This is a genomic window from Teredinibacter franksiae (assembly GCF_014218805.1).
Classification (GTDB): Bacteria; Pseudomonadota; Gammaproteobacteria; order Pseudomonadales; family Cellvibrionaceae; genus Teredinibacter; species Teredinibacter franksiae.
In genome coordinates this window covers 105,990-127,228 of sequence record NZ_JACJUV010000003.1, presented here as the reverse complement: position 1 = coordinate 127,228, position 21,239 = coordinate 105,990, and the positions used below count along the sequence as shown (strand labels likewise).

Here is a 21,239-nt window from a genome sequence, read left to right as displayed (position 1 = left end):
ATACCGTGTTTTTGATCGGGCGGTTACGCCCATGGGAATTCGCTTTAAGCCATTATCGCGGTATTCACCATGACTATACTTTGGCTGGTGTCGCTCCGCCTGTAGATTTAGATGACATGCGTCGTAGGAATTTGGGTGTTGCCCAAACCGAAACGGAATATAGACCGGTAAGTAACGAGATAAGTGTCATATCCCGGAGGAATGGCTTGTATAAGTCAGCTGTTTTTGTTTTAGCTGCTATTTTTTGGGCGGCGCTTGTGGCACTGTGTCTGGGACTAATAACAACAATAAATACGCTTAACCGGGGTAAATATGAATAATAAAGTCATTGCCATTGTTTTGTTGGTCGTGGGTGCTGGGTTTACTTATTGGGGTTATGAAATGTCTGGGGCTATTGGTGCCCAGCTTTCAAAGTCTTTCACGGGTTCCGCTACTGACGGGGTGATGATCCGCTATATCGCCGGGCTTGTATGTATAGGCTTGGGCTTGTTTTTTTTACTTAAACGAAAGTAAACCATTGATGAAGGTATATCATGAGCGCGCAGGGTCAGTGTCTTTGTGGGTCAGTTAAGTTTGCTATTGATTTTCCGAGTAAGTGGATGGCTCATTGCCATTGCACCATGTGTCAGCGTTCACATGGCGCGGCGTTTGTTACCTGGGTGGGAGTAGAGGAGTCTCAGGTTTCCGTGGAAGACAGTAAATGCAGTTTAATGTGGTATTCATCGTCACAATCGGCCGAACGCGCGTTTTGTAGTCACTGTGGCTCTAGTTTGTTTTTCCGTTCAGACAACAGGAGAGGTGAGCTGGATATTGTGCGTGCTTGTTTTACTTCGCCGCTTGACCGTAACCCGGATATACACGTTTACTATAATACCCATGCGGACTGGTTTGAGGTTAAAGACGACGTTATTAAGAAGTCCGAGCCGGAGGTGGTTGAATAACCGCTATAGCGCTTTTAGTAGAGTTTTCAGTAAGGTTTTCAGTGTTCTTCGGAATAAGTGCCGTGGTTACTGTTACTGTGCTTTTATAGGAAATTTCAAATATATAAACCGAAAAGCCTTCAGTATTTAACTGAAGGCTTTTTTGTAATGGGTATATAAAGTTGTTAACGGCCACAAGGGCAGCGCTATTAATTAATGTGGTCTCTGCGCTACCGACTGGTCTTACATCGCTAAGCAATTGCTCCAGAGAGTACACGGCTGTTCGTATGAGATCTAATTATCGCTTGGCGTTTCCCCTTGGTGCCTGAACCACTTTTTGGGGTGTATTACGATGTTGGAAAACTATCGTGTAATCGACAGTAGAGGCGAATGCGACGTGAAAACCAATCGACACCAATATTGAGTGTGGCGGCTGCAACAACCACAAGCAGCGCTTTGTCGTAGCGTATTTCTTCAAAGGCCGAGTCCACATAAAAGCCCAGCGTGGCTACCCCCAATAAACCAAGAATGGCGGTTTCGCGCATAATAACCTCCCAGCGATATAAGAGTAGCGACAGCATGCGCGGAAAGAGTCTTGGTGTTAATTCGTGACTATAGAGGTTGATACCGCTGGGGGCATCGATCCTTAATGGAAGCCGTTCGCTTTCACGGGCAATTAAATAGGCAACTAATCCACTGGTATGAATCGCTAGGGCAATCACCGCGGGTAATGCAGAAGGGCCAAATAGCAATAACAGCACAAAGGCTATAACCATTTCTGGTGTTGATCGCAGTATGAGTAAAAACCCATGCCCAACAAAACTCGCCGAACCAACCATGGGTTTACTCGCTAGCGGATAAAGCAGCATGGCGAGAATCCCGCTAGCCACTAGGGCTACGAGTGAAAGTATAACGGTATAGCCAATTGCTGGCAGAAGCGTATGGATAAGTTCGTTGCCATACCAAGCAATAGCCTTCAGCCAAGCCCCTTCTTGTATTGCCTGTGGCCAAATGTCCTGGGATATGAATTGCCAAAAGTAGCCGGCGTAAACGGGAGCAGATTCCGGGAGTAAGAAGAAGGCGGCGAAGGTAAACAGGAGTACGCTTTTCCAGTGTAGCCAGAACTTTAAGCTGGCAATTAGCAGATAAAAAACCCATAGCAAGCAAGCCGCTTCAGAATACTGTCCCTGCTTAAATGCAGTTTCAAAATAGAAGCCGAGGGTGGGTAAGCCGATAAAGCCCAATATAGTGCTAGAGCGCAAGGCGCATTCAAATCGATAGCGAATGTAAGTGGTTAAGCTTGGTAGTGATTGAGCAAGGCGTGCGTAAACCCAGCGGCTTAGGTGCCCAGTATTTCGGCAGAGGGTTTTTTCAGGTAGTAATGATTGCTGCTCTAATATTTCTGCAAATATCTTGGCGAAAATACCGGTATAGGGAACGGCAATGGCCAAAACGCCCGTGAGCGCTGAAAGGCCAAATACCTGCATAAAAATGAGCCCCCAAAAGAGTTCATGGACGGCACGAATACTGGCGCAAAATACGCGTACTACTCGGTAGTTGAATAGAGTGGCTAATAATAAGCCGAGCGCTACAGATATCGACGTTGCAACAAAAGCAAAAGCGAGGGTATACACAACGGCTTGAGCTAGCCCAGGCCAGTCATACCATTGCGGTGTGATCACGCCTTTAGCTATGCGCGCTAATTCCTGCAAAGGCTCCGACGGGTATATTTGTAGATCGGCAAAAGGTATACAGAGGAGTGCCGCCAGTAAAAAGAGCAGGCTGGTTTGCAGAGCTGGGCGCGAACTCAGTGGCATTAAACCATTCCGTTGGAATAAAAGTGATGGAGTTGTTCGTTTGTTGCGTGAACCGATGCTCGATCGAAAACGATTTTCCCATTGTATAAGCCCACGATACGGTCGAATGCCGAGAGGGCCAATTGTGGGTCGTGTAGTGCGACAATCACCGTGTCGTGAGTGTTTAATATTTTATCGAGTACGAGCCTGCTGCGGGTTGGGTCTAGCCCGGTTACGGGTTCGTCGCCAATAAAGGTGGTTTGTTTTTTATAGAGCGCGCGACCAACGGCTACGCGTTGACGTTCACCACCAGACAGCTGACCTGCAGGCTTCCACAGCAGGTGGGCAATACCTAATTCTTCTCCAAGGCGAGTGACGGCTACGCGCTGTGCTCGGACGGGAGCGAACAGATTCCAAAGGTTGTACAGCGCGTTATGCTTGTCGAGCTGCCCCATAAAAATATTGTGGTATACCGAAAGCGCATCAACCAAGCCCAGCTGCTGAGGGCACAATGCCGCCTGCTGTTGTAACTGTTCGTATAGGGCCATAAGTAGAGTAGATTTACCTGCTCCGCTAGAACCTAATAACGCAATTTTTTCACCTGCGTGAACAGTAAAGTTTATTTCCTGTAGTACAACTTTATCGCCATAGCTATGGCTGTAGTTATTTAAAGTGATCAAACAGAAAGCCTTTCTGGTATTGGTTATTGCAGCAACTTGATTTTACGTGCGGTTTTTTCAATGGGTAAATACGCGTTGTTGCTGGTGGGCACAAATGACTTACGCGGAAATGCGGCCAGTAGTTTTTCATCTTTTATATTCAGTATCGCGTGTTTAACCTTATCGCTAAAGCCAGCACCAAAGCGTTTGTCGACATCGCCACGAATAGTCCACTGGTAGTCGGGGTAGGTGGGTGTTTCCCATATGACTTTGACTTTCTTTAAATCTATTTCGCCCGCCTGAAGCTTTTTCTGCCAAACCAGGTAATTGACTGCCCCTACTTGGTATGCACCTGCTTGTACTTGAGCAATTGTGCGGCTGTGATCACCGGAAAAACCTACGCGCTCAAATAACTCTCGTGGCTCGCTGTTAAAAGCTTCACGTATGTAGTATTCCGGCATGAGCCTACCGGATGTAGAACCTTTTGATCCAAAAGTAAATGTTTTACCTTGTAGGGCTGCTGGCAAAGTGGCAGATTTCTCCAGCCCGGTGGTGTGGTGGGCGATAAAATAGGTTTTGAAAAACTGGTCTTCGTAGCCTTGGGCAATGGCTTTGGAACCGGTAACTTGGGAACGAGCTTGAACCCCGGATAAGCCGCCGAACCAGGCTAGCTGTACCTGACTGTTGCGAAAGGCAGTAACGGCAGCGGCGTATGATTTTACGGGAATATAATCTACTTCTACACCAAGTTCTGTTTGTAGATGCTCTGCAATACGACTAAATCGTTCCACTAAGCGTGATTCATCTTCGTCGGGTATGGCGGTAAACGTAAAGGTTTGGGCGTTACTGAGGCTGGCAATAACCATGATGAAAGTGAAAGTTAATACCTTAGGAAAGCTCATTTAAATACTCCGTTATGGCTTCTGGTCGTCCGCGAAAGGTGACGCGATCTGATTTTTGTTTGATTTGGTAGTTGTACATAGGGTCGTAGTAATCGCGTAATAGTACTTCTATCCAACCACGATGAGCAGAGCCGTCACCGTTGCTCTGTTGGTGAAGTGCTTGCTCCATTTGCGAATTGAGCTTGATGTAACGCTCTTGCCCCAAGCGGCGACGAATATTATGAAGTGATTGTTTAAGCTCTTGGGAAAAACGCTCAAAACCTTCTTCTGCGCCAAAGCTGTTTAGGCTGTCTTTACAGTTGCGTAGAATGTAGTTTTCGTAGGAATGGGATACACGTTCTTCGAGTTCTGTCTCCACCAAAATCAGCGGCGCCTGGTTCATTGCTGACAGTAATGTTGGGGGCAAACACAGGCGGCCAATTAAACGGCTTTCGTCTTCGAGAACTATTGGCTTTTTGCCAAATGTGTGTTCATTTCTTAGGAATTCTACGCTCAGCGAATTTTCAAAACTAATTTGTGGCGGTTGGCCGCCCAAGCGTTTACCGAAAGCGCTGCCACGGTGGTTGGCGAGTCCTTCTAAGTCGATGCTATGGGGGATGTTGTTTAATAATTCGGTTTTTGCCGAGCCAGTGTGACCACCTAACATGACAAAACGCCGAGTATCTACGGCTTTTTCCTGCTCTTGAATTAAAAAACGACGCATCGCCTTATAGCCGCCGGTAACGCGCGGGTAATGACAGTCGGCATCCGCTAGCCACTGCTGGCATATCGTTGAGCGTAAGCCCCCTCTAAAGCAAAACAGGTAGCCCTCAGGGTTTTGTTTTATGAATTCGAGCCAAGTGGCAATACGGCTGTTTTTTATGTCGCCACTTACCAGTGTATGGCCCAGTGCTATGGCGGCATCTTGGCCTTTTTGTTTGTAGCATGTACCTACCTGCGCACGTTCATCGTCTGTCATTAATGGCAGGTTTTGCGTTTGAGGAAAGCTGCCGCGCGCGAACTCTATTGGTGCGCGGGTATCCATCATGGGTGCGTTTGTGAGGAATATTTGTCGGTAGTCGCTGGTGTCGTTCATGAAATTGCTCATGAAATTACTCATGAAACCACCTCAATTATGGGGCCACCGTGGAAAGGCGATAGCTCGCCGATTACCACAGGCTTAATGCCTGCGGCTATTAGCGCATTCTCTGTTTCGGTTTGCGCGTTGGGTTCTACGGCTATTAATAGGCCACCACTTGTTTGAGGGTCGCAAAAAAGGTGCTTAAATTCATCGTTAAGCGGTGTAATTTTACGCCCATAACTTTCAAAATTTCGAAGTGTGCCGCCGGGAATGCAGCCGAGAGAAAGATACTCTTTTACTGGTTCGAGTATGGGAACCGTATGTGCGTGCAATTGCGCCTGAAGATTACTGCCTTCACACATTTCTAATAGGTGGCCGAGTAACCCGAAGCCGGTGACGTCGGTTATGGCGGTAACCCCATTGATGGTGGCTAGGGTGGTGCCCACATCGTTGAGTTTACACATCCAGTCTCGCGCTAAATATGTGTGTTCGGGTTTTAGTTTTTTTTGTTTTTGTGCTGTGGTGAGTACACCTATGCCCAGTGGTTTGGTCAGGTACAATTTGCAGCCGGCGGTTGCCGAAGCGTTTTTGCGCAAACGCGTTTTATTGACGCGACCCGTAACCGCGAGCCCAAAAATAGGTTCCGGGGAATCGATGCTATGTCCCCCTGCCAGTTGCATGCCTGCATCCGCACAGGCTTTGCGCCCGCCCTCAATGACCTGACTCGCCACTTCGGGCGGCAGTACATTGACTGGCCAGCCTAATATGGCAATTGCCATTATGGGGGTGCCGCCCATTGCATAGATATCGCTGATCGCATTGGTAGCGGCAATACGGCCGAAATCGAATGGGTCATCGGCTATGGGCATAAAGAAGTCGGTGGTACTGAGAATAACCTCGCCGTTGCCTAGGTCGTAGGCGGCAGCATCGTCTCGGGTGCTATTACCTACCAGTAAGTTGGGATCGGCGGGAAAGGGCGTAGCCCCTGCGAGAATAGTATCGAGCACGGCGGGCGATATTTTACAGCCGCAGCCAGCGCCATGGCTAAATTCCGTAAGTTTTATAGGGTTGCTCATGAGGGTAAGGGGCTTGTTATAAAACCGGCATGATAAGGACTTTGGAGTGGGTTGTCACAGTGAGCTTTGGTCCGTTGTCTTTGGTTGGCATGGATTTGAGGGGTGTTTGGCTGTTTGGCGTTGAATATGAGCCTTTTCCTGCTTTGGCTGGGTGAAGCGCCGCTCTCGGCCATCCATGGCCTTCACGGCATAAGCACATCCTTGTGCAGCGCCGCTCTCGGCCATCCATGGCCTTCACGGCATAAGCACATCCTTGTGCAGCGCCGCTCTCGGCCATCCATGGCCTTCACGGCATAAGCACATCCTTGTGCAAAAAAAAGCCCCGCTTTTGGGGCGGGGCTAAAGAATCCGTGAAGTGGATCAACCTAGTTCTTAGGGGGAAGTAAAAAAGGACCGTCTTAGGTGGCGTTCGTTTGACCGAAGACGTTGTTTTTGACGACATAGAAGAACACAATACCGGCGAAAATGGCGGTAACAGAATTGGCTAATATCAGTGCGATATTTCCGAGCATAATGCCGTATAAAAGCCACAGTAATACGCCAACAACAAAAGAGGCATACATGGTGGGTGACAGATCCGAAGTGGATTGGGTCTTCATGACGCGCAGCGCCTGCGGCAAAAACGCGAAAGTGGTAAGGCAGGCGGCAATTAATCCAATTACTTCAATCATCACTAGGGTCTCGTGAGGTGTCTTCAATTTCACGCAGTGTAACCTAAGGTAACAGTGTGATCTAGGTTTATTTTGACGTTTGTATGATAAGTTTGGGTGGTTTCTACCAAATCCTAACCGTTGGTATCTTTCAATATATTGATTTAAAAGGTAAAAATGCCGATTCTGTTGTGTGTTACCTAATGTTACGAATATACGTTTTCACGTCATGCTAATGAGTGGTTTCAATGAGCTTACAATGTGAATGATTTGCGGAGGCGTTTGCCTTTGAGGTAGCCAAGTCGCGGTTTCGTTTAACTTCAGCGATGGATTACCTCACCATCTACAGCTTTAACGCCGGCGTAGCACGGCATACAATTTGTAAAATACGGGGGATTAAACTTTCCTACACGCCTCGATAAAAGTCTGACGGCATCGATATGAGTGAAATTGTTAAGAGTTAAAGCCCGCAGACATAACAAAAGCCCTCTAACGGACAGCATTGCGAACAGCTTGCTCTGATAACAGTAAGGATGAAGACACGTGCTTAAATCAGCTATTGATGTGGCTCCAATAATATTCAAAAAAGAGACAATGTGATTACTATGAAAATATGCAACATCTGGTTGGCTATTGCGATTGTGTTTGCGCCCCTAGCTTGGGGCGATAGTGCGGTAACGGAGCAGGGCCAAGCCCAAACCCAAGCCCAAACCTACCAGCCTATCTCGTTGGAGGGCTTTGCCGACGGTATTCGCCATTGGAAAAAGTTTCATGACAAATTCGAATACCCGCGTTGTGATGTAAGCAATATCACCTGTATTGGCGACAACATTCTTCTTTATCAGCGTTTTAACGGTGGCTGGCCGGAAAACGAGGAGCCCACTCGTTTGTTAAGTGACGTGGAAAAATCTGAGCTTCTGGCAGAGAGAAGTGCCACCGATACTTCACTGGACAACCGTAATATTTTTACCCAAATCACCTATTTAGCCGAAGTGTATCGGCAAACGAATGATGCTAAGTATCGCGACGCGGCAGAGCGTGGGCTTGAATTCATTTTGCAGTATCAATACAGCAATGGCGGTTGGCCTCATTCGCCTCCAAGAATAGATAAGTACTATGGATACATAACCTTGGCCGATGAGGTAATGCCTGGTGTGTTGACTCTGTTGCGCCAGGTCAGTGAGCGGCGCCGGCCATTTCAATTTGTGAGTAAAGATTTACTAAAACGGTGTTCAGAAGCGCTGCATAAGGGCGACCGCCTAGTGTTGGATTTACAAGTGAAGCAGAATGGTAAGCTTACGGGTTGGGCTGGCCAATACCACCCACAAACGCTAGCCCCTATTGGAGCACGTTCGTTTGAACTACCGGGTTTAGTGAGCCTAGAGTCAGTTGGTGTGCTTCACTATTTAATGAGCATAGAGGCTCCCTCGGCTGAAGTTGTGCAGGCCGTGGAAGCGGCGGTGGACTGGCTGGAGGCTTCAAAGCTTTCTGGCTTTCGGGTTGATAAGGTGGCGGCCGAAAAGGAGCGCTTTAAATATCATTCCAGCGATTGGGATAGGGTTGTGGTAAACGATAAAAACGCACCGCCCATTTGGGCACGTTTTTATGAGCTGGATACCAATAGGCCTTTTATGGCGAACCGCGATGGAGGCAAGGTTTTTCGCTTGTCGGATGTTGCCCGAGAGCGCCGTACCGGATACGGTTGGTACGGTTACTGGCCGCAGGTGTTATTAGAAAAAGATTACCCTGAATGGAAGAAAAGGTTATAACACGGTACTTCCTGTATAGGGTATTTGAATAAACCCAAGGCATAGGTATCAGTAAAATACTGAGAATGAGCTGGGCGCTCTTTTGTTTGAGGAGCGTTTGTTGTTTTCTAGCTGTGCCTGCCAGAACGTTGACGGGTGTGCAGCCTGCCAGTGTTTAACTGTCTGTGACTCATCATTCCCCTTAGTTACCCGGCCATCGCGTATCGACGAACTCTCCTGTCGTTTGTTTCATTCCTGACAGTTATAGCAGTTAAAATGTATGGCTTCTATGCATGTTAAGGCCTAACTAAAGGTTGGTGTGAAAAAAAATAATTGCCACTTAAGTGCTGTTCGGATATCGTGTCTAAGCATCAAAACGTTAACTGATTCTCATTTCTTGGGGCGTCTGCGTTTGATGCATCTGTGTATGGCTAATTTAATTCACCCACTCAGTAGAAGGATTCAAGATGTTTTTAAACCCTTATCGCGCGTTAGTCGCGGCGCTTGCAATTGGATCTCTGGCCGCCTGTGGTGGTGGTTCAAGCTCCGATGGTGGAAGTACAAACCCCAATCCCACGGCTGAACCAACGGCTGAGCCCACCGCTGCTCCTACCGCGCTTACCGGTCGCTTCCTTGATAGCGCGGTAGGCAATATCGGTTACGTAACGGAAACCCATATCGGCACTACCAATACGGCCGGTGAGTTTTCCTACGAAGCAGGGGAAACTGTAACCTTTGAAATTGGTGGGTTGGCATTGCCAACCACTGATGCGGGCGCCATTATTACCCCGCTGGATATCGCCGGTACCGATGACACGGCGAATAACGTCGTGGTGAATATTATTCGCTTGCTGCAAACCATGGACACAGACGGTGACCCCAGCAATGGTATTATGCTTTCTGACACGGCAGCCGGTATTACCACGCAGCTTGATTTTGATGTTCCTGTTGAAGATTTTGCCAGCACCTCCGATCTACTCGAAGTAATCTCGGCGGGTGGTCAGGATGTTGTGCCCAGCAGTTTAGTGGATGCAGACGCGGCCATTGCTCACCTTGCGAGCACTTTAGAAGAAGTGGCTGCCACCACTACCCTTGCGGGTGTATGGCGTTTGTCTAGTAGACCGGATGTTTTTGTCGGTGGAAGTGATGCAGGTATTGTTGCTGTGTTGACTAACGGTGACTACTACTTTATTGAAGTAAACGAAATTAACGATGGCGACGATTGGGAGTATGGTGCTTACAGCTACACAAACGGTATGCTCAACTTTAATTCTATACTCGATTTAAATGGTGCCATCGGGCCTGCCGGGGCTGAGCTGGATATTACCTTGGATGGCGACACCTTCTTTTTCGAAACTGACGATGATAGAGAATCTGGTAATTACACGTTCTCTCGTCTCGACACCGAACCCGACGATATTGTTGGTACTTGGACCTTCAGTGGCGACTTAGATGCAAAAATACTGTTTGTGTTTGCTGCCGATGGCACTTACATGGCGGTGCAACCTTATGAAGAAGATGACGATACCGGCTTTGAGTGGGGAACTTACACTGTGAGTGAGGGAATAGTGACGGTCGCGATTCAAAAAGACATCGGTACTTCGCTATTGGCAGATGAATCTAATACGGCAACTTTTGAAGCCAGTGTAGATGGCAATGTAATGACGGTGAATATTGATGACGAGACTGTATTTCTACAGCGCATCTAATCATTGAATAATTTGTTGACCTAAAAACAATTGGCGGGCGAGTAATCGTCCGTTTTTTTGTTCGTAGGTATGGTTTATTTTCCAGACTTTAATTCGTATCCAAAAAACATAAAGTTGTTTTGATCAAATTTATTGATGAGAGGTAGCTGTTTCGGTAGTCAAGCTGGAATCGCCTATCAATTCATTTAATTCGTGAGTACAGTAACCACAATGGGTTCCGTATTCCTGCTTCTTCCATAATGATTCTGTGTTTGTGGCGTGAAGCCTTCGTCGAAGCCCTATTTATCTTTATTTTCTTGAGCTGGTAATAGGCATACAAAATCGTTGCTGAGTATTGTTGGAAAAACCGTTGTTCCATAAATGATGGTTAGCGCTTGAGGGCATGAGTTAGCCGCTCTTTCACGGCTAAAAGCTAATTTCGGCTATCGCCTGTTGCTCGTCGACATGGAAAGTGAATCGCCAGTTTTGTCGATCAGTAATTTTTTTCACCAGCGTGAGACCTAGGCCAAAACTGCCGGTGGCCAGTGCTTCCGCGGCATCTTTATGGTTGGGCGATTCGGAGCAGTAGCAGGGGTTTGAGTTGGTGATCCGCAGGCTGTTGGGCCCGCTGGCAACAATGTCAATGCGGCCAGAGGAGCTGTGTTGAAAGGCGTTGCGCACTAAGTTGTCGAGTACAATGTGAACAAGTGATGATTCAATTTCAAGGGTGTCGAGCGTTTCAAGTTGGGTGTTGACCTCTACAGATTTACCGTCGTTGAGGCTTTCGTTTTCGGCGATAATTTCATCCATTAAAGCTCGAAGGTTAGTTTGCTGTTTGCCCGGTGCTGAATAGTTTTCTACTGCAAGCCAGAGAATTGCTTCCGTTACGGATTTCATGGTGTCGCCAGCGCGGCGAATACGCTGTAAAAGGCGATCAATATCGTTATGGCCCACTTTGCGTTTGTGCTCGAGCACATCCATAGCGTTGCGAATAATGGCGATGGGTGTGCGAAGTTCGTGGCTGGCGTTGCGTAGAAACTGTCTTTCACGTTCGTTGTAGTGGTGGATTCGCTGCAGAGCGTTGTACAAGCTTTCGGCCATCTGGCCAATTTCATCGGTCTGAATATCGGCGGGTAATTGTTTTGGGGGGTGTGATTGGTCGAGGTCGTCGATCCATCGTGACAGGCTGGTGATATGGGTCAGAGAGCGTGCGATTGTGGTTTTGAATACCAGCAGCATGGCAATAACAAGAATGCCACCCACCACGGCTAGTAGCTTAAACTTACGCCAAACTTTTGCCGCTACGGCATCGGTAACGGTTATGTTGTAAAAAATAAAGAGACGTTTGTTGGCGTCGCGTAATGGGGTTATGAGTAGATGGAAGTGCGATTCGGTACCGTTGTTTTTGTGGAAACGATACAGTAGGCCTTCTTCGTCTGCAGACCAGTGCCGCCACTTTCGATGTGGGTACCACTGTAAAATTTCATCCGGCACACTGTTTTCTCCGATATAACCGCTCAGACTTTGTGTGTTCGGTAACGGTGTGTTCGGGTCTTTGGCAAATGCCTGTTTGAACAGGTGTGCTTCCTGCCAGACAATACCGTGGGTGGCGTCAGCCAACCCCCACTCATACAGCATGGCAAGCATGGTGGTATAGAAGGAAACTAGCAGGATCGAAAAGATAAGAACTATCTTGCCAATCCGGGCTCGTAGTGAGCACGACGGGCTAGCTATTGTCACGAAGTGCAACTCCAACGCCACGCAAGGTGTGAATCAGTGGGTTTGCGAACGGCTTATCGACCAGCTTGCGCAGAGTGTACAGGTGTGATTTTAAGGCTTCTGAATCGGGCGGGCTGTCTTTCCATAAAACACTTTCTAGCTCATAGCGCGATAAAACCCTTGGGCTGGACTGAATAAGGGCAACCAAAAGTTTCCAGCAGGCGGGAGACAGGTCGATGGGTTGTTCGCTACGAGTAGCCTGGTGGTTGTCGAGATTGACTTCGAGGTCGGCCACTTTTAGGCTTGAACCGTTGCTGGTTTTACGCTTGGTAATGGCACGAACACGGGCCGACAGTTCTGGGAGATCGAAGGGTTTTACCAGGTAGTCGTCTGCACCGGCCTCGAACCCCGCAAGCTTGTCGTCGAGCGTGTCACGAGCAGTAAGCATGATAACCGGCGCATTGTTACCGTGCTCGCGTAGGGTTTTACACAGACTAAGGCCGTCTAGGCCGGGCATCATAATGTCTAGGATCATGGCGTCATAGGTGTTGTCGCGGCATAGCTCTAGGGCGTGGTCGCCACGCTCGGCGTAGTCGCAATCAAAGCCTTCCATTTCCAGATAATCAAGTACACTGCCCGCAAGGTCGCGGTTGTCTTCAACAAGTAACACGATCATGATTTCTTCCTCTAATTGGGCATTATAAGCTAGGGGTGGAAGGCGTGTTGACCTGAAATTGACGTGTATTTGAAATTGACATCTAAGCAGGGAACCGCTTGTTGTTTTTACTTGATGAGAGGTTCCCTAAACAGGGTGTCAGGCTTAGTGATTCCAAGGCATGCGTGCCAGTAAAAAGGCCAATCCACAACGGTTGGTTACACCGGCAAATACCAGCCCTGCACCGACAAACCCTGAAAGCAGTAGAAAGTTGGGGTTAAGGGTAGCACCGAGTAAAACGCCTGCAAGAATAGCTATTCCCGCTGCGATACGTACCTGTCGCTCAAGAGGAATGCTGCGGACTTTCCCTTTGATAACGTTTCCACCGGCCGCTTTAATGGCGTTTACGCCCCCCTCAATGATCACCCATTCAATACCGGGCTGCGGGCCCAACTGGCGCACGGTGGCGTCCGCGCGCATGCCGCTCTGGCACAGTAAAAACAGACGATTATCGGTTTTATCGGCTCGGTTTGTGAACGCGTGGGCAACGGTTTCCGTATTGGCTTGTTGAAATGGTAGGCAAATACAGTCGGCAATACGCTCTTGCTCAATCTCTGCACTTGTACGCAGATCGATAACAGATATTGGTGAAGACGACGTTGAGCCGCGGAGGTTTTCAAACTCCGCAGCGGAAATACGGGATGTGCTCATGGATCTCTCTATTTGGAAGACGTTATTGTTCGGGGCAGTATATGGATTTCAACGTTGTTATTATTTTTACCGCTTTGTCGCCCGCCAGACGGTAATAGACGGTCTGGCCTTCTTTGCGGGTTGTCACCAGGCCTGCGTCGCGTAAACGAGCCAAGTGTTGGGACAGCGCAGATTGACTGAGTGGCACCAATTGATTTAACTCGCCAACACACAGTTCACTATCCCCCAGCGAGCAGCACACCATCAGCCTGCTTTCGTTTCCGAGCTCTTTCAATAGGCTGGCTGCGTCTCGTGCATGTTCGCTCAATGCTTCGTGAGCTTCCGTCAAGTTGCATTCCCTCTTGTGTTGATTAAATACTGAACTGCTGTAAATTTGCGCGATTGTATATGAGTGTCCACTAACGAAGCAAGTGACATTATTGATACTGCTCAGCGCTTAAAGAATGCCACCATTTGGTCTAGCTGGTAAGCCTGCTCGGCGAGATTTTCGCTGGTGGCTGAGGCTTCCTCTACCAGTGCGGCATTTTGTTGAGTCATTTGGTCCATATGCGCAATAGCCGTGTTTACCTGCTCAATTCCGCTGGTCTGCTCTCGGGCGCTATTGAATATTTGTTGCATCATACTGCCAACACGCTCAATTTCTTCAACAATACGGTGCAACGTTTTACCAGAACTTTCTACCAGCTCGGCGCCGTCGAGTACCTTGGTTACCGAATCTTGAATAAGCGCTTTAATTTCCTTAGCGGCTGATGCTGAACGTTGTGCAAGGTTGCGCACTTCTCCGGCGACTACCGCAAACCCTCGCCCTTGTTCGCCAGCCCTTGCGGCTTCGACAGCAGCGTTGAGTGCTAGTAAGTTGGTTTGAAAAGCAATTTCGTCGATTACACCGATAATATTGGCAATTTTTGTACTGGCTTGAGAAATTTCATTCATTGCAACTGAGGTCGCCTGTACCGAAGTATTACCTTCGCGGGCGATAGTAATAGAGCTACTGGCGAGATCATTGGCTTTGTTTGCATTTTCTTCGCTTTGTTTTACGATCGTGATCATTTCTTCCATGCTTGAGGCCGTTTCCTCTAGCGATGATGCTTGCTCCTCGGTGCGCTGACTTAGATCGGTGTTACCCTCAGAAATTTCGTTTGCGCCTTTTGCAATGCTGGCTGATGCACTGGAAATGTTTTCGAGAACTTCGCGTAGTTTTTCCACCGTTGTATTGGCGTCAAGTTTTAACTTGCCAAATTCCCCTTGGTATTCGCGCTCAATTTGTTGCGACAGATCACCGTTGGCCAGTGCGGAGAATATCCGCATGATGTCGGTTAGGGCAATTTGCGTTGTGTCCATGAGCCGATTTAGGCCGTTACACACGCTCAGGAAAAAACCGGATTTACCGTCGGCGTTTAAGCTGCGAGAAAAATCTCCGGCGGCTGCCAAATTAATAATGCGGTCGATATCCCGTTCAATGGCAACTTCAGCGGTTCGGTCTAGCCACTCAACCACGGTGCCTATTCGTTCACTACGATCATTGATGATAGGGTTGGCAGTAACCGTAAACGTACGTGCACCGGCTTTCACTTCGCTCTGGTAGCTTGTTTTCAGATTGTCTAATAGGGAGCGCTGGTGAGCAGGATTTTTATGGAACATATCCATGTTATTGCCCATTAATGTATCGGCGTTAAAGTTACCGAGAAAATCGCGCAAATCCTCTTCGGCCTCTTTCATCATACCGCTGAGTGCATTGTTGGTGTAGATAATATTGAATTCGGCATCGGCAATCATTGTGCTGGTAGAGGAGTTGTCGAGAGCTTGGCGAATACGAGAGTTTTCATCGGCGATACGTCGTTCTTCATTGTCTTTTGCGAGTTTTTCAGTGATGTTCTCCCATTCCACTACCGCACCCAAGTATTCGCCTTTTTCATCGCGAATAGGTGTAGCCGACAAGTTAAAGTTTAGCTCGGAAATAACCAGTTGTGCCTTATAGTTGCCCTGTAATTCCTGTAGTAGCTTGCGTTGGTGTTGTGGGTTTTTGTGGAATATATCGATGTTAGTACCCATTAGCTCTGAAGCATTAAATGCAGGAATCTGCTTGCGAATTTCGCTTTCGGCTTCGCTCATTACCGTGTCTGCGGAATCGTTTAGATAGATGATGTTGAAATCTGTATCCGCAATCATCACAGCTGTAGCGCATACATCTAACGCTTGTTTGATAATAAGCGTTTGCCGAGCTTGTGCTTTGGCTTCGGCAGCCGAGGTTTCGGCAGCTAGAGAATTTTTTTCGGCAATTCTTTGTTGTTTTATTTGTTCGTCATTGGCGGTGCTCACTTGGCGGACAGCAGCGTTTACTCCGTGGGTTAAGGTACCTAGTTGTCCGGTGTAATGCTCTGCAACGGTTTCTTCGAAATTTCCCTTACCTAATTCTTCTAGTACACTATTGGTTCCGGTAATAGAGGATGAAAGGTTGGTCAGCAGAGAGTTAAAGGCACGGCTGGTATCGCCGATTTCATCTGTATATTTATTCTGTAGAACAAGTTGGAAATTGCCTTCGCGCTCTACGCGCTGAATGGTATTACCCAGCTGTAGAATAGGCATGCTGATCATCTTGCTTACATAAAAAGCAAATGCAGCAATAACAACGGCAGAAAGCAGGGCAAGTATGGCCATTGTCCATTTTAACGCGGTGACTCCAGCAAAGGCTTCGCTGACGCCTATTTCGGCTATCACTACCCAGGAAAAATCGCCGAGGTCAATTTTGCTGAAAGAAGAGAGCGCTGGGTTGTTGTTGTAATCTTGAATAATTTGGCTGCCGGATTTACCCTGTAAGGCTTGTTCTACTGAAAATGTTTCCACCTTGCCTTTTTCTGGATGACGGAATGATGCAATAACGGAGTGATTGATGGGGTCTAGGTAAGAGTCTGAGCGCATCAGCGAATCTTCTCCCACCAAATAGCTTTCTCCGGTTTTCCCCATTCCGGACCTTTCAGCCATAATGTTGTTGATGGGTTCCAGCGGTATTTGCAAAATAAGCACGGCCATTAGTTTGTTGTTAGCCATAATCGGTGTGGCGATAAAGCTCGCTGGAGCTTCGTAGGAAGGGGTGTAGGAGGCGAAATCTTTAAGTACAGCTTGACCCGGTTCAAGTGTAAGGGCCGCCTTAAAAGTGTTTCCGAAGCTTGTGTTTGCATAGGGGCCGTCTAGCAGTGAAGAACCATAGTCAAGCTCTTTGAAAACCGAGTAAACGATATCGCCAGTAATAGCATCGACGATAAAAAAATCGTAGAAGCCGAACTCGTGCTGAAATTGACTAAAGCTGGCGTGGTATTTTTTGTGAACCCGGTGGTATACGCTGCGGCCTTCGGCTCCATTGAGTTTATTTTTTTCCCCTAATGCATGGGGGTTTTGAGTAATATACAGGGCTTGCATAACAACTGCTTCGTCATCCAGAGCGTTAAGCAGTGCTTGGGTGTCTGGTGCGCGACCATCGTTTTCGGATTGGTATTGTTCTGAAAAATCTTGGCTATAGTACTGGCTTAGATCTTCGCGCATAGCTGCAATATCTTCTGTGGAATAGTCTTCGGAAGATATAACGCGTTTAAATGTTCGGCTAAAGGCGCCAGCGGCATTTATCACCATAGGCGTGTCAGCCATGGTGATGATCTGGCTGTGAACCTGCTTAAAGTAACGTTCAACGGCAGCCGCTTTGATATTTTTTACGGCGTCGAGTTGATCGAAGGCTTGCTGTTCCAGTTGTTTGGTAGAGACTACCGATGAAATGACCGATATGATAATCATCGGAAGCAATCCAACAAGCAGTAATACCATAACCAGTTTTCTGGCTAGGGTCAGGTTCATAAACCAAGTGTTCATCTTTTGATCCTTTCCTTGATGACGTGCTCAAACTAAACGAAGGTATTTGGCAGGTAATGGCGGTGGCGCCTAATTGCTCAAAAGTAATATAAATTTATGGTCTTATCTCTAAAATAATAGATGATGATTTGAAGGTATCTAGAACTATCCGTTATAGGATGGTTAGGTATCATTGATTTGTTAAAGGTTGCGGCGGTCATAGGGGGCTTTAAACTACGATTACTGGGTCTCGCTCAATGAGAAGGCCTAAAGCCACGAATAGCGGTGCCCTAAAGTGGAGAAGAACAATGAGTAGGAAAAAGTTACGCTGGGGAATACTAAGTACGGCCAAAATAGCCCGAGAGAAGCTGATCCCGGCCATCAATGCTTCTAGTATGAACGAGGTTGTTGCTGTAGCGTCTCGTACAGAAGAGCAGGCTACTGCGTTCGCAGCGGAACATGGGTTGCCGCTAGCCTTTGCTGATTACCAACATCTTTTGGTATCGAAGGATGTCGATGTTATCTACAACCCTTTACCTAATCACCTCCATATTCCTTGGACAATTAAGGCGATTGAGGCGGGTAAACATGTGTTGTGTGAAAAGCCCATCGGCTTAAATGTTGAAGATACGCAGAAGCTGATGAATGTGGTCGGTCAGCACCCCAGTATTAAAGTGATGGAGGCTTTTATGTACCGCTTTCATCCTCAATGGCCGTTGGCTCGTGACCTTATCATCGACGGCAAAATCGGCAAAATCAACAGTATTGATACGGTATTTACTTACTTTAATCGCGACCCCAAAAATGTACGTAATATGCCGGGAATTGGCGGTGGAGGCATGTTGGATATCGGCTGCTATTGTATATCAGCGGCTCGTTATTTGATGGGGCGTGAGCCTGAACGCGTCGTTGCGGCTCTGACCATGGATGACGACTTCTTAGTTGATTGCCAGGGTAACGGCATACTGGATTTTGGCGATGCTCGCGCGCACGTATATTGTTCGACTCAAACTGAGCCAACGCAGCGCGTTCAGGTGTCCGGCGAAGCGGGTAGTTTGTTAATGGAATACCCTTTCTATCAACCGCACAATAGCATGGCAACACTTCAATTTTCCCACAATGGTGTGCGAGAAGTGATTGAAACGGAAGTGTGTGATCACTACCTGAAGCAGGTTGATGCAATGGCAAATGCCATACTACAAGGTATAGCGGTACCTACACCTCTGACCGATGCGCTTAATAACATGAGGGTTATTGATGCTGTTTTTGCTAGCCATGAACAAGGTGGATGGATGAAGGTATAGTCACGCTAATAAGGACGGTATATTTTTAATTTTTATTCGTGAAAAAGTAGCCGGTCGGGTCAAATCGGTATTACCCATTTACCCTGCTTGTTTTAAGGCAAGCATCATAAAGCCGGCGCTTGACGTACTCTTGGCCTTTCCCTAGAGTGCGAACACTTTTTTCAGCCCACTCTAATCCCCCCAAAAGGACGATTGCATGTTTCCATCCATTGTTGCCGATATTGGTGGTACGAATGCCCGCTTTGCCCTCGTTACCGGAGAGGCCAACGGTCAGTTTGTAATTGAGCAAGTTCAAATTTTAAATGGTGCAGATTTCGATACTTTTGAATTGGCGATGAAAGCTTACATCGACTCGCTCGAAGCGATTAAACCGATTTCTGCCTGTGTGGCGATTGCCGGCCCGATTGAGGGTGATAGTGTAAAGATGACCAACCTGAATTGGTCCTTCTCCATTTCGGCGGTTCGAGAAAAATTCGGTTTCGACAAATTCGAAGCAATAAACGATTTTGCGGCCTTGGCAGTGGCAACCAGTGCGCTCGGCGCCGATGACCTTATTTCGGTGCGCGCCGGCGACCGTGACCTGTTAGGTAACAAAGCCATTTTGGGTCCAGGCACAGGGCTGGGGGTTGCGGGTTTGGCTTATAATCACGGTCAATGGTTACCTATTCCAAGTGAGGGGGGGCATGTGAACTTGGCGCCGGCTACGCCATTGGAGTGTGATGTTATTAAAGCCGCCATTTCCCTGCACGGTCATGTTTCTACCGAAACGTTTATATCCGGCCCAGGTTTGGTAAACCTTTACAATGCGCTGTGTGCGGTGAAGGGTGAGCAGCCTCGGCAGCTAGAACCAAAGCAGGTTACAGGCGATGGGCTGGCCGGTAGCGATGCTACTTGCGAAGAAGCACTGAATACTTTTTGCAGTATTCTGGGGAGTTTTTCCGGCAACCTTGCGCTCACTTATGGCGCTAAAGGTGGTGTATATCTTGCCGGCGGTATTCTGCCGCGCATGGTAGATTTCCTTAAAGCCAGCACATTTTCTCAGCGGTTTGAAGAAAAGGGTGTGATGAGCCCCTATGTACAGGGCATACCTGTAGATATTTGTGGCCATAAACCTACAGCTTTTTTAGGCGCGGCTGCCTGGTTAAAACAAGTGTAAATATTGTGTTAAGGAGCGCTCGACGTTTTCGCGAGCGCCTCCACTCCCTTGAGGCACTGGTTAAGTATGGCATCACGTAGATGGTCATCGGTAATAGCTTTCGCTATGGCCAAGCCTCCCACCAGTAATACGCTGGCTTGAATGGACGATTTTTCGTCCAGCCCCAGTGAACTCAGTACGGATTGATAGCCTTTCAAACACCGAGTATAGGTGTTGCGCACGTTGTCATGTTGGTGCTGTATATCTGTTACCAGAAAGGCTAACGGGCAATAGTCATCCTCATTACATTGCTCCGGTCGGCCCATTTTTAGGTAATTTTCTGCAAGTTCTGTTGCGCTGGTTATACCGGCGTTCATCACTCTTTCCTTTGCGAGTTGAGCGCCACTGCGTACGGCTTTATCGTACATGTCTGATTTCGATTTGAAATGCGCGTAGAAGGCACCGCGCGTAAGCCCCGCGTGTTTCATTACATCATCTATTGATATGGCATCGAAGCCGTGGTGGGTAAAAAGCAGGGCGGCTGATGCCAAAATGTTCTCCCGTGAATTTTCTTTGTGCTGCGCATTCCAGGGCATGAATAGTCTCCAGTGTGTTCGAATTGAAGGGGTATTTGAACAGAAAATAACAATATGTTCTTGAACATATTGTATAGGGGTTTTTTAATACTGCTTCCATTTAAAACAGAAGGAAGACACGTATGTCGACAATTACATTGTATGGGCCAGATTTCTCGTACTTTTTGCGTGTAATACGCTTACTTTGCCAGTTTAAGGGCGTGATGCATGAGACCACACTTTCCCCTTTTGGTGAAAATGTAACCCCTTTTGGAGAGGAGCACGGAAAGTTGCACCCCTTCAGAAAGATTCCGGTTTTAATGGAAGGTGATTTTATTTTGCCGGAAACGCCGGCGATTGCGCACTACCTCGAGTCGAAACCAGGGCCAAGTTTTTTTCCTGAAGATATAAAGCTACGTTCGCAGGTGCTGGCTACGGCGGAAATGTTTTCACTTTATGTACACCAAGCCATTATGGCAGACCTAGTACTTGAGTTTGCTTTCCCCAAAGGGCCGGATAAAACTATAAGATTTGACGAAATTAACAAAAGGCTGCCTGTCGCGCACGAGGTTATGCGCTGGCTTTCATCACTGATTTACGATGAGCACTTTGTCGCGGATGGACGTTTTAGCTACTGTGATGCTGTGCTAATACCCATGCTCGATTATCTTGAGCAATTGCCTGCGCCCTTCAATATCATTACGCATTACGACAATTTAATGGTGTATACCCTATTTCATCGTCAGCAGTATTATGCAAAAGGTGTATTGGGTGAGCCGAATATTGGCTGACAGGCGACGT

At 47.6% G+C, this 21,239-nt stretch carries 19 protein-coding genes; 7 read left to right on the top strand and 12 right to left on the bottom strand.

Going from position 1 to position 21,239, the window contains the following annotated elements:
* The first annotated feature begins 312 nt into the window (after positions 1–312).
* Together H5336_RS18845 and H5336_RS18840 are read left to right on the top strand one after the other, a co-directional pair.
* Positions 313–513 (top strand): DUF3185 family protein, encoded by a 201-nt coding sequence (locus H5336_RS18845; protein WP_185236015.1) that lies wholly within the window; start codon positions 313–315, stop codon positions 511–513.
* A gap of 20 nt (positions 514–533) precedes the next feature.
* Complete coding sequence (locus H5336_RS18840; RefSeq protein WP_185236014.1) at positions 534–941, top strand: GFA family protein; 408 nt, start codon at positions 534–536, stop codon at positions 939–941.
* A 326-nt stretch (positions 942–1,267) separates the two neighbouring features.
* On the opposite strand, the gene H5336_RS18835 is transcribed toward H5336_RS18840, so the two are convergent.
* From H5336_RS18835 to H5336_RS18810, 6 genes are all read right to left on the bottom strand, one after another.
* A complete protein-coding gene (locus H5336_RS18835) occupies positions 1,268–2,737 on the bottom strand; it encodes a PhnE/PtxC family ABC transporter permease (RefSeq protein WP_246439396.1) in 1,470 nt (489 codons plus the stop codon).
* Positions 2,737–3,396, bottom strand: coding sequence for an ATP-binding cassette domain-containing protein (locus H5336_RS18830; protein ID WP_185236013.1), 660 nt, complete (start codon positions 3,394–3,396; stop codon positions 2,737–2,739). Before H5336_RS18830 ends, H5336_RS18835 begins: the two co-directional genes overlap by 1 nt.
* Before the next feature lie 23 nt (positions 3,397–3,419).
* Positions 3,420–4,277 carry a putative selenate ABC transporter substrate-binding protein gene (locus H5336_RS18825; RefSeq protein ID WP_185236012.1) on the bottom strand — a complete coding sequence of 286 codons (858 nt, stop codon included), beginning with the start codon at positions 4,275–4,277 and terminating at the stop codon, positions 3,420–3,422.
* Positions 4,264–5,376: a tRNA 2-selenouridine(34) synthase MnmH gene (gene mnmH, locus H5336_RS18820; RefSeq protein ID WP_246439394.1), complete on the bottom strand. Its 1,113-nt coding sequence runs from the start codon at positions 5,374–5,376 to the stop codon at positions 4,264–4,266. The genes H5336_RS18825 and mnmH overlap by 14 nt, the downstream gene beginning before the upstream one ends.
* Entirely contained in the window at positions 5,373–6,413 is a 1,041-nt protein-coding gene (gene selD, locus H5336_RS18815) for a selenide, water dikinase SelD (RefSeq protein ID WP_185236011.1), read from the bottom strand. The genes mnmH and selD overlap by 4 nt, the downstream gene beginning before the upstream one ends.
* A gap of 398 nt (positions 6,414–6,811) precedes the next feature.
* Complete coding sequence (locus H5336_RS18810; protein WP_185236010.1) at positions 6,812–7,084, bottom strand: SWEET family sugar transporter; 273 nt, start codon at positions 7,082–7,084, stop codon at positions 6,812–6,814.
* A gap of 584 nt (positions 7,085–7,668) precedes the next feature.
* On the opposite strand from H5336_RS18810, the gene pelA reads away from it, so the two are divergent.
* Both pelA and H5336_RS18800 read left to right on the top strand, forming a co-directional pair.
* Positions 7,669–8,832, top strand: coding sequence for a pectate lyase (gene pelA, locus H5336_RS18805; RefSeq protein WP_246439403.1), 1,164 nt, complete (start codon positions 7,669–7,671; stop codon positions 8,830–8,832).
* Positions 8,833–9,278: 446 nt separating this feature from the next.
* Entirely contained in the window at positions 9,279–10,520 is a 1,242-nt protein-coding gene (locus tag H5336_RS18800) for a DUF5640 domain-containing protein (RefSeq protein ID WP_185236008.1), read from the top strand.
* A gap of 405 nt (positions 10,521–10,925) precedes the next feature.
* Here the strand turns inward: H5336_RS18800 and H5336_RS18795 are convergent, their stop codons facing one another.
* The 5 genes from H5336_RS18795 to H5336_RS18775 all read right to left on the bottom strand — a co-directional run bounded on the left by H5336_RS18795 (position 10,926) and on the right by H5336_RS18775 (position 17,445).
* Complete coding sequence (locus H5336_RS18795) at positions 10,926–12,239, bottom strand: sensor histidine kinase (RefSeq protein WP_313557940.1); 1,314 nt, start codon at positions 12,237–12,239, stop codon at positions 10,926–10,928.
* A complete protein-coding gene (locus H5336_RS18790; protein WP_185236007.1) occupies positions 12,226–12,894 on the bottom strand; it encodes a response regulator transcription factor in 669 nt (222 codons plus the stop codon). Before H5336_RS18790 ends, H5336_RS18795 begins: the two co-directional genes overlap by 14 nt.
* 144 nt (positions 12,895–13,038) lie before the next feature.
* A complete protein-coding gene (locus H5336_RS18785; protein ID WP_185236006.1) occupies positions 13,039–13,584 on the bottom strand; it encodes a rhodanese-like domain-containing protein in 546 nt (181 codons plus the stop codon).
* Positions 13,585–13,606: 22 nt separating this feature from the next.
* Positions 13,607–13,912, bottom strand: a complete 306-nt coding sequence (locus tag H5336_RS18780) for an ArsR/SmtB family transcription factor (protein WP_185236005.1) — start codon at positions 13,910–13,912, stop codon at positions 13,607–13,609.
* 101 nt (positions 13,913–14,013) lie between these two features.
* Complete coding sequence (locus H5336_RS18775; protein WP_185236004.1) at positions 14,014–17,445, bottom strand: methyl-accepting chemotaxis protein; 3,432 nt, start codon at positions 17,443–17,445, stop codon at positions 14,014–14,016.
* Positions 17,446–17,732: 287 nt separating this feature from the next.
* Here H5336_RS18775 and H5336_RS18770 point away from each other — a divergent pair, with 287 nt between their 5' ends.
* Positions 17,733–18,728, top strand: coding sequence for a Gfo/Idh/MocA family protein (locus tag H5336_RS18770; RefSeq protein WP_185236003.1), 996 nt, complete (start codon positions 17,733–17,735; stop codon positions 18,726–18,728).
* A 196-nt stretch (positions 18,729–18,924) separates the two neighbouring features.
* Entirely contained in the window at positions 18,925–19,884 is a 960-nt protein-coding gene (gene glk / locus H5336_RS18765) for a glucokinase (protein WP_185236002.1), read from the top strand.
* An 8-nt stretch (positions 19,885–19,892) separates the two neighbouring features.
* Here the strand turns inward: glk and H5336_RS18760 are convergent, their stop codons facing one another.
* A complete protein-coding gene (locus H5336_RS18760) occupies positions 19,893–20,459 on the bottom strand; it encodes a TetR/AcrR family transcriptional regulator (protein ID WP_185236001.1) in 567 nt (188 codons plus the stop codon).
* 122 nt (positions 20,460–20,581) lie between these two features.
* On the opposite strand from H5336_RS18760, the gene H5336_RS18755 reads away from it, so the two are divergent.
* Positions 20,582–21,229 (top strand): glutathione S-transferase family protein, encoded by a 648-nt coding sequence (locus H5336_RS18755; RefSeq protein WP_185236000.1) that lies wholly within the window; start codon positions 20,582–20,584, stop codon positions 21,227–21,229.
* The last annotated feature ends 10 nt before the right edge of the window (positions 21,230–21,239 follow it).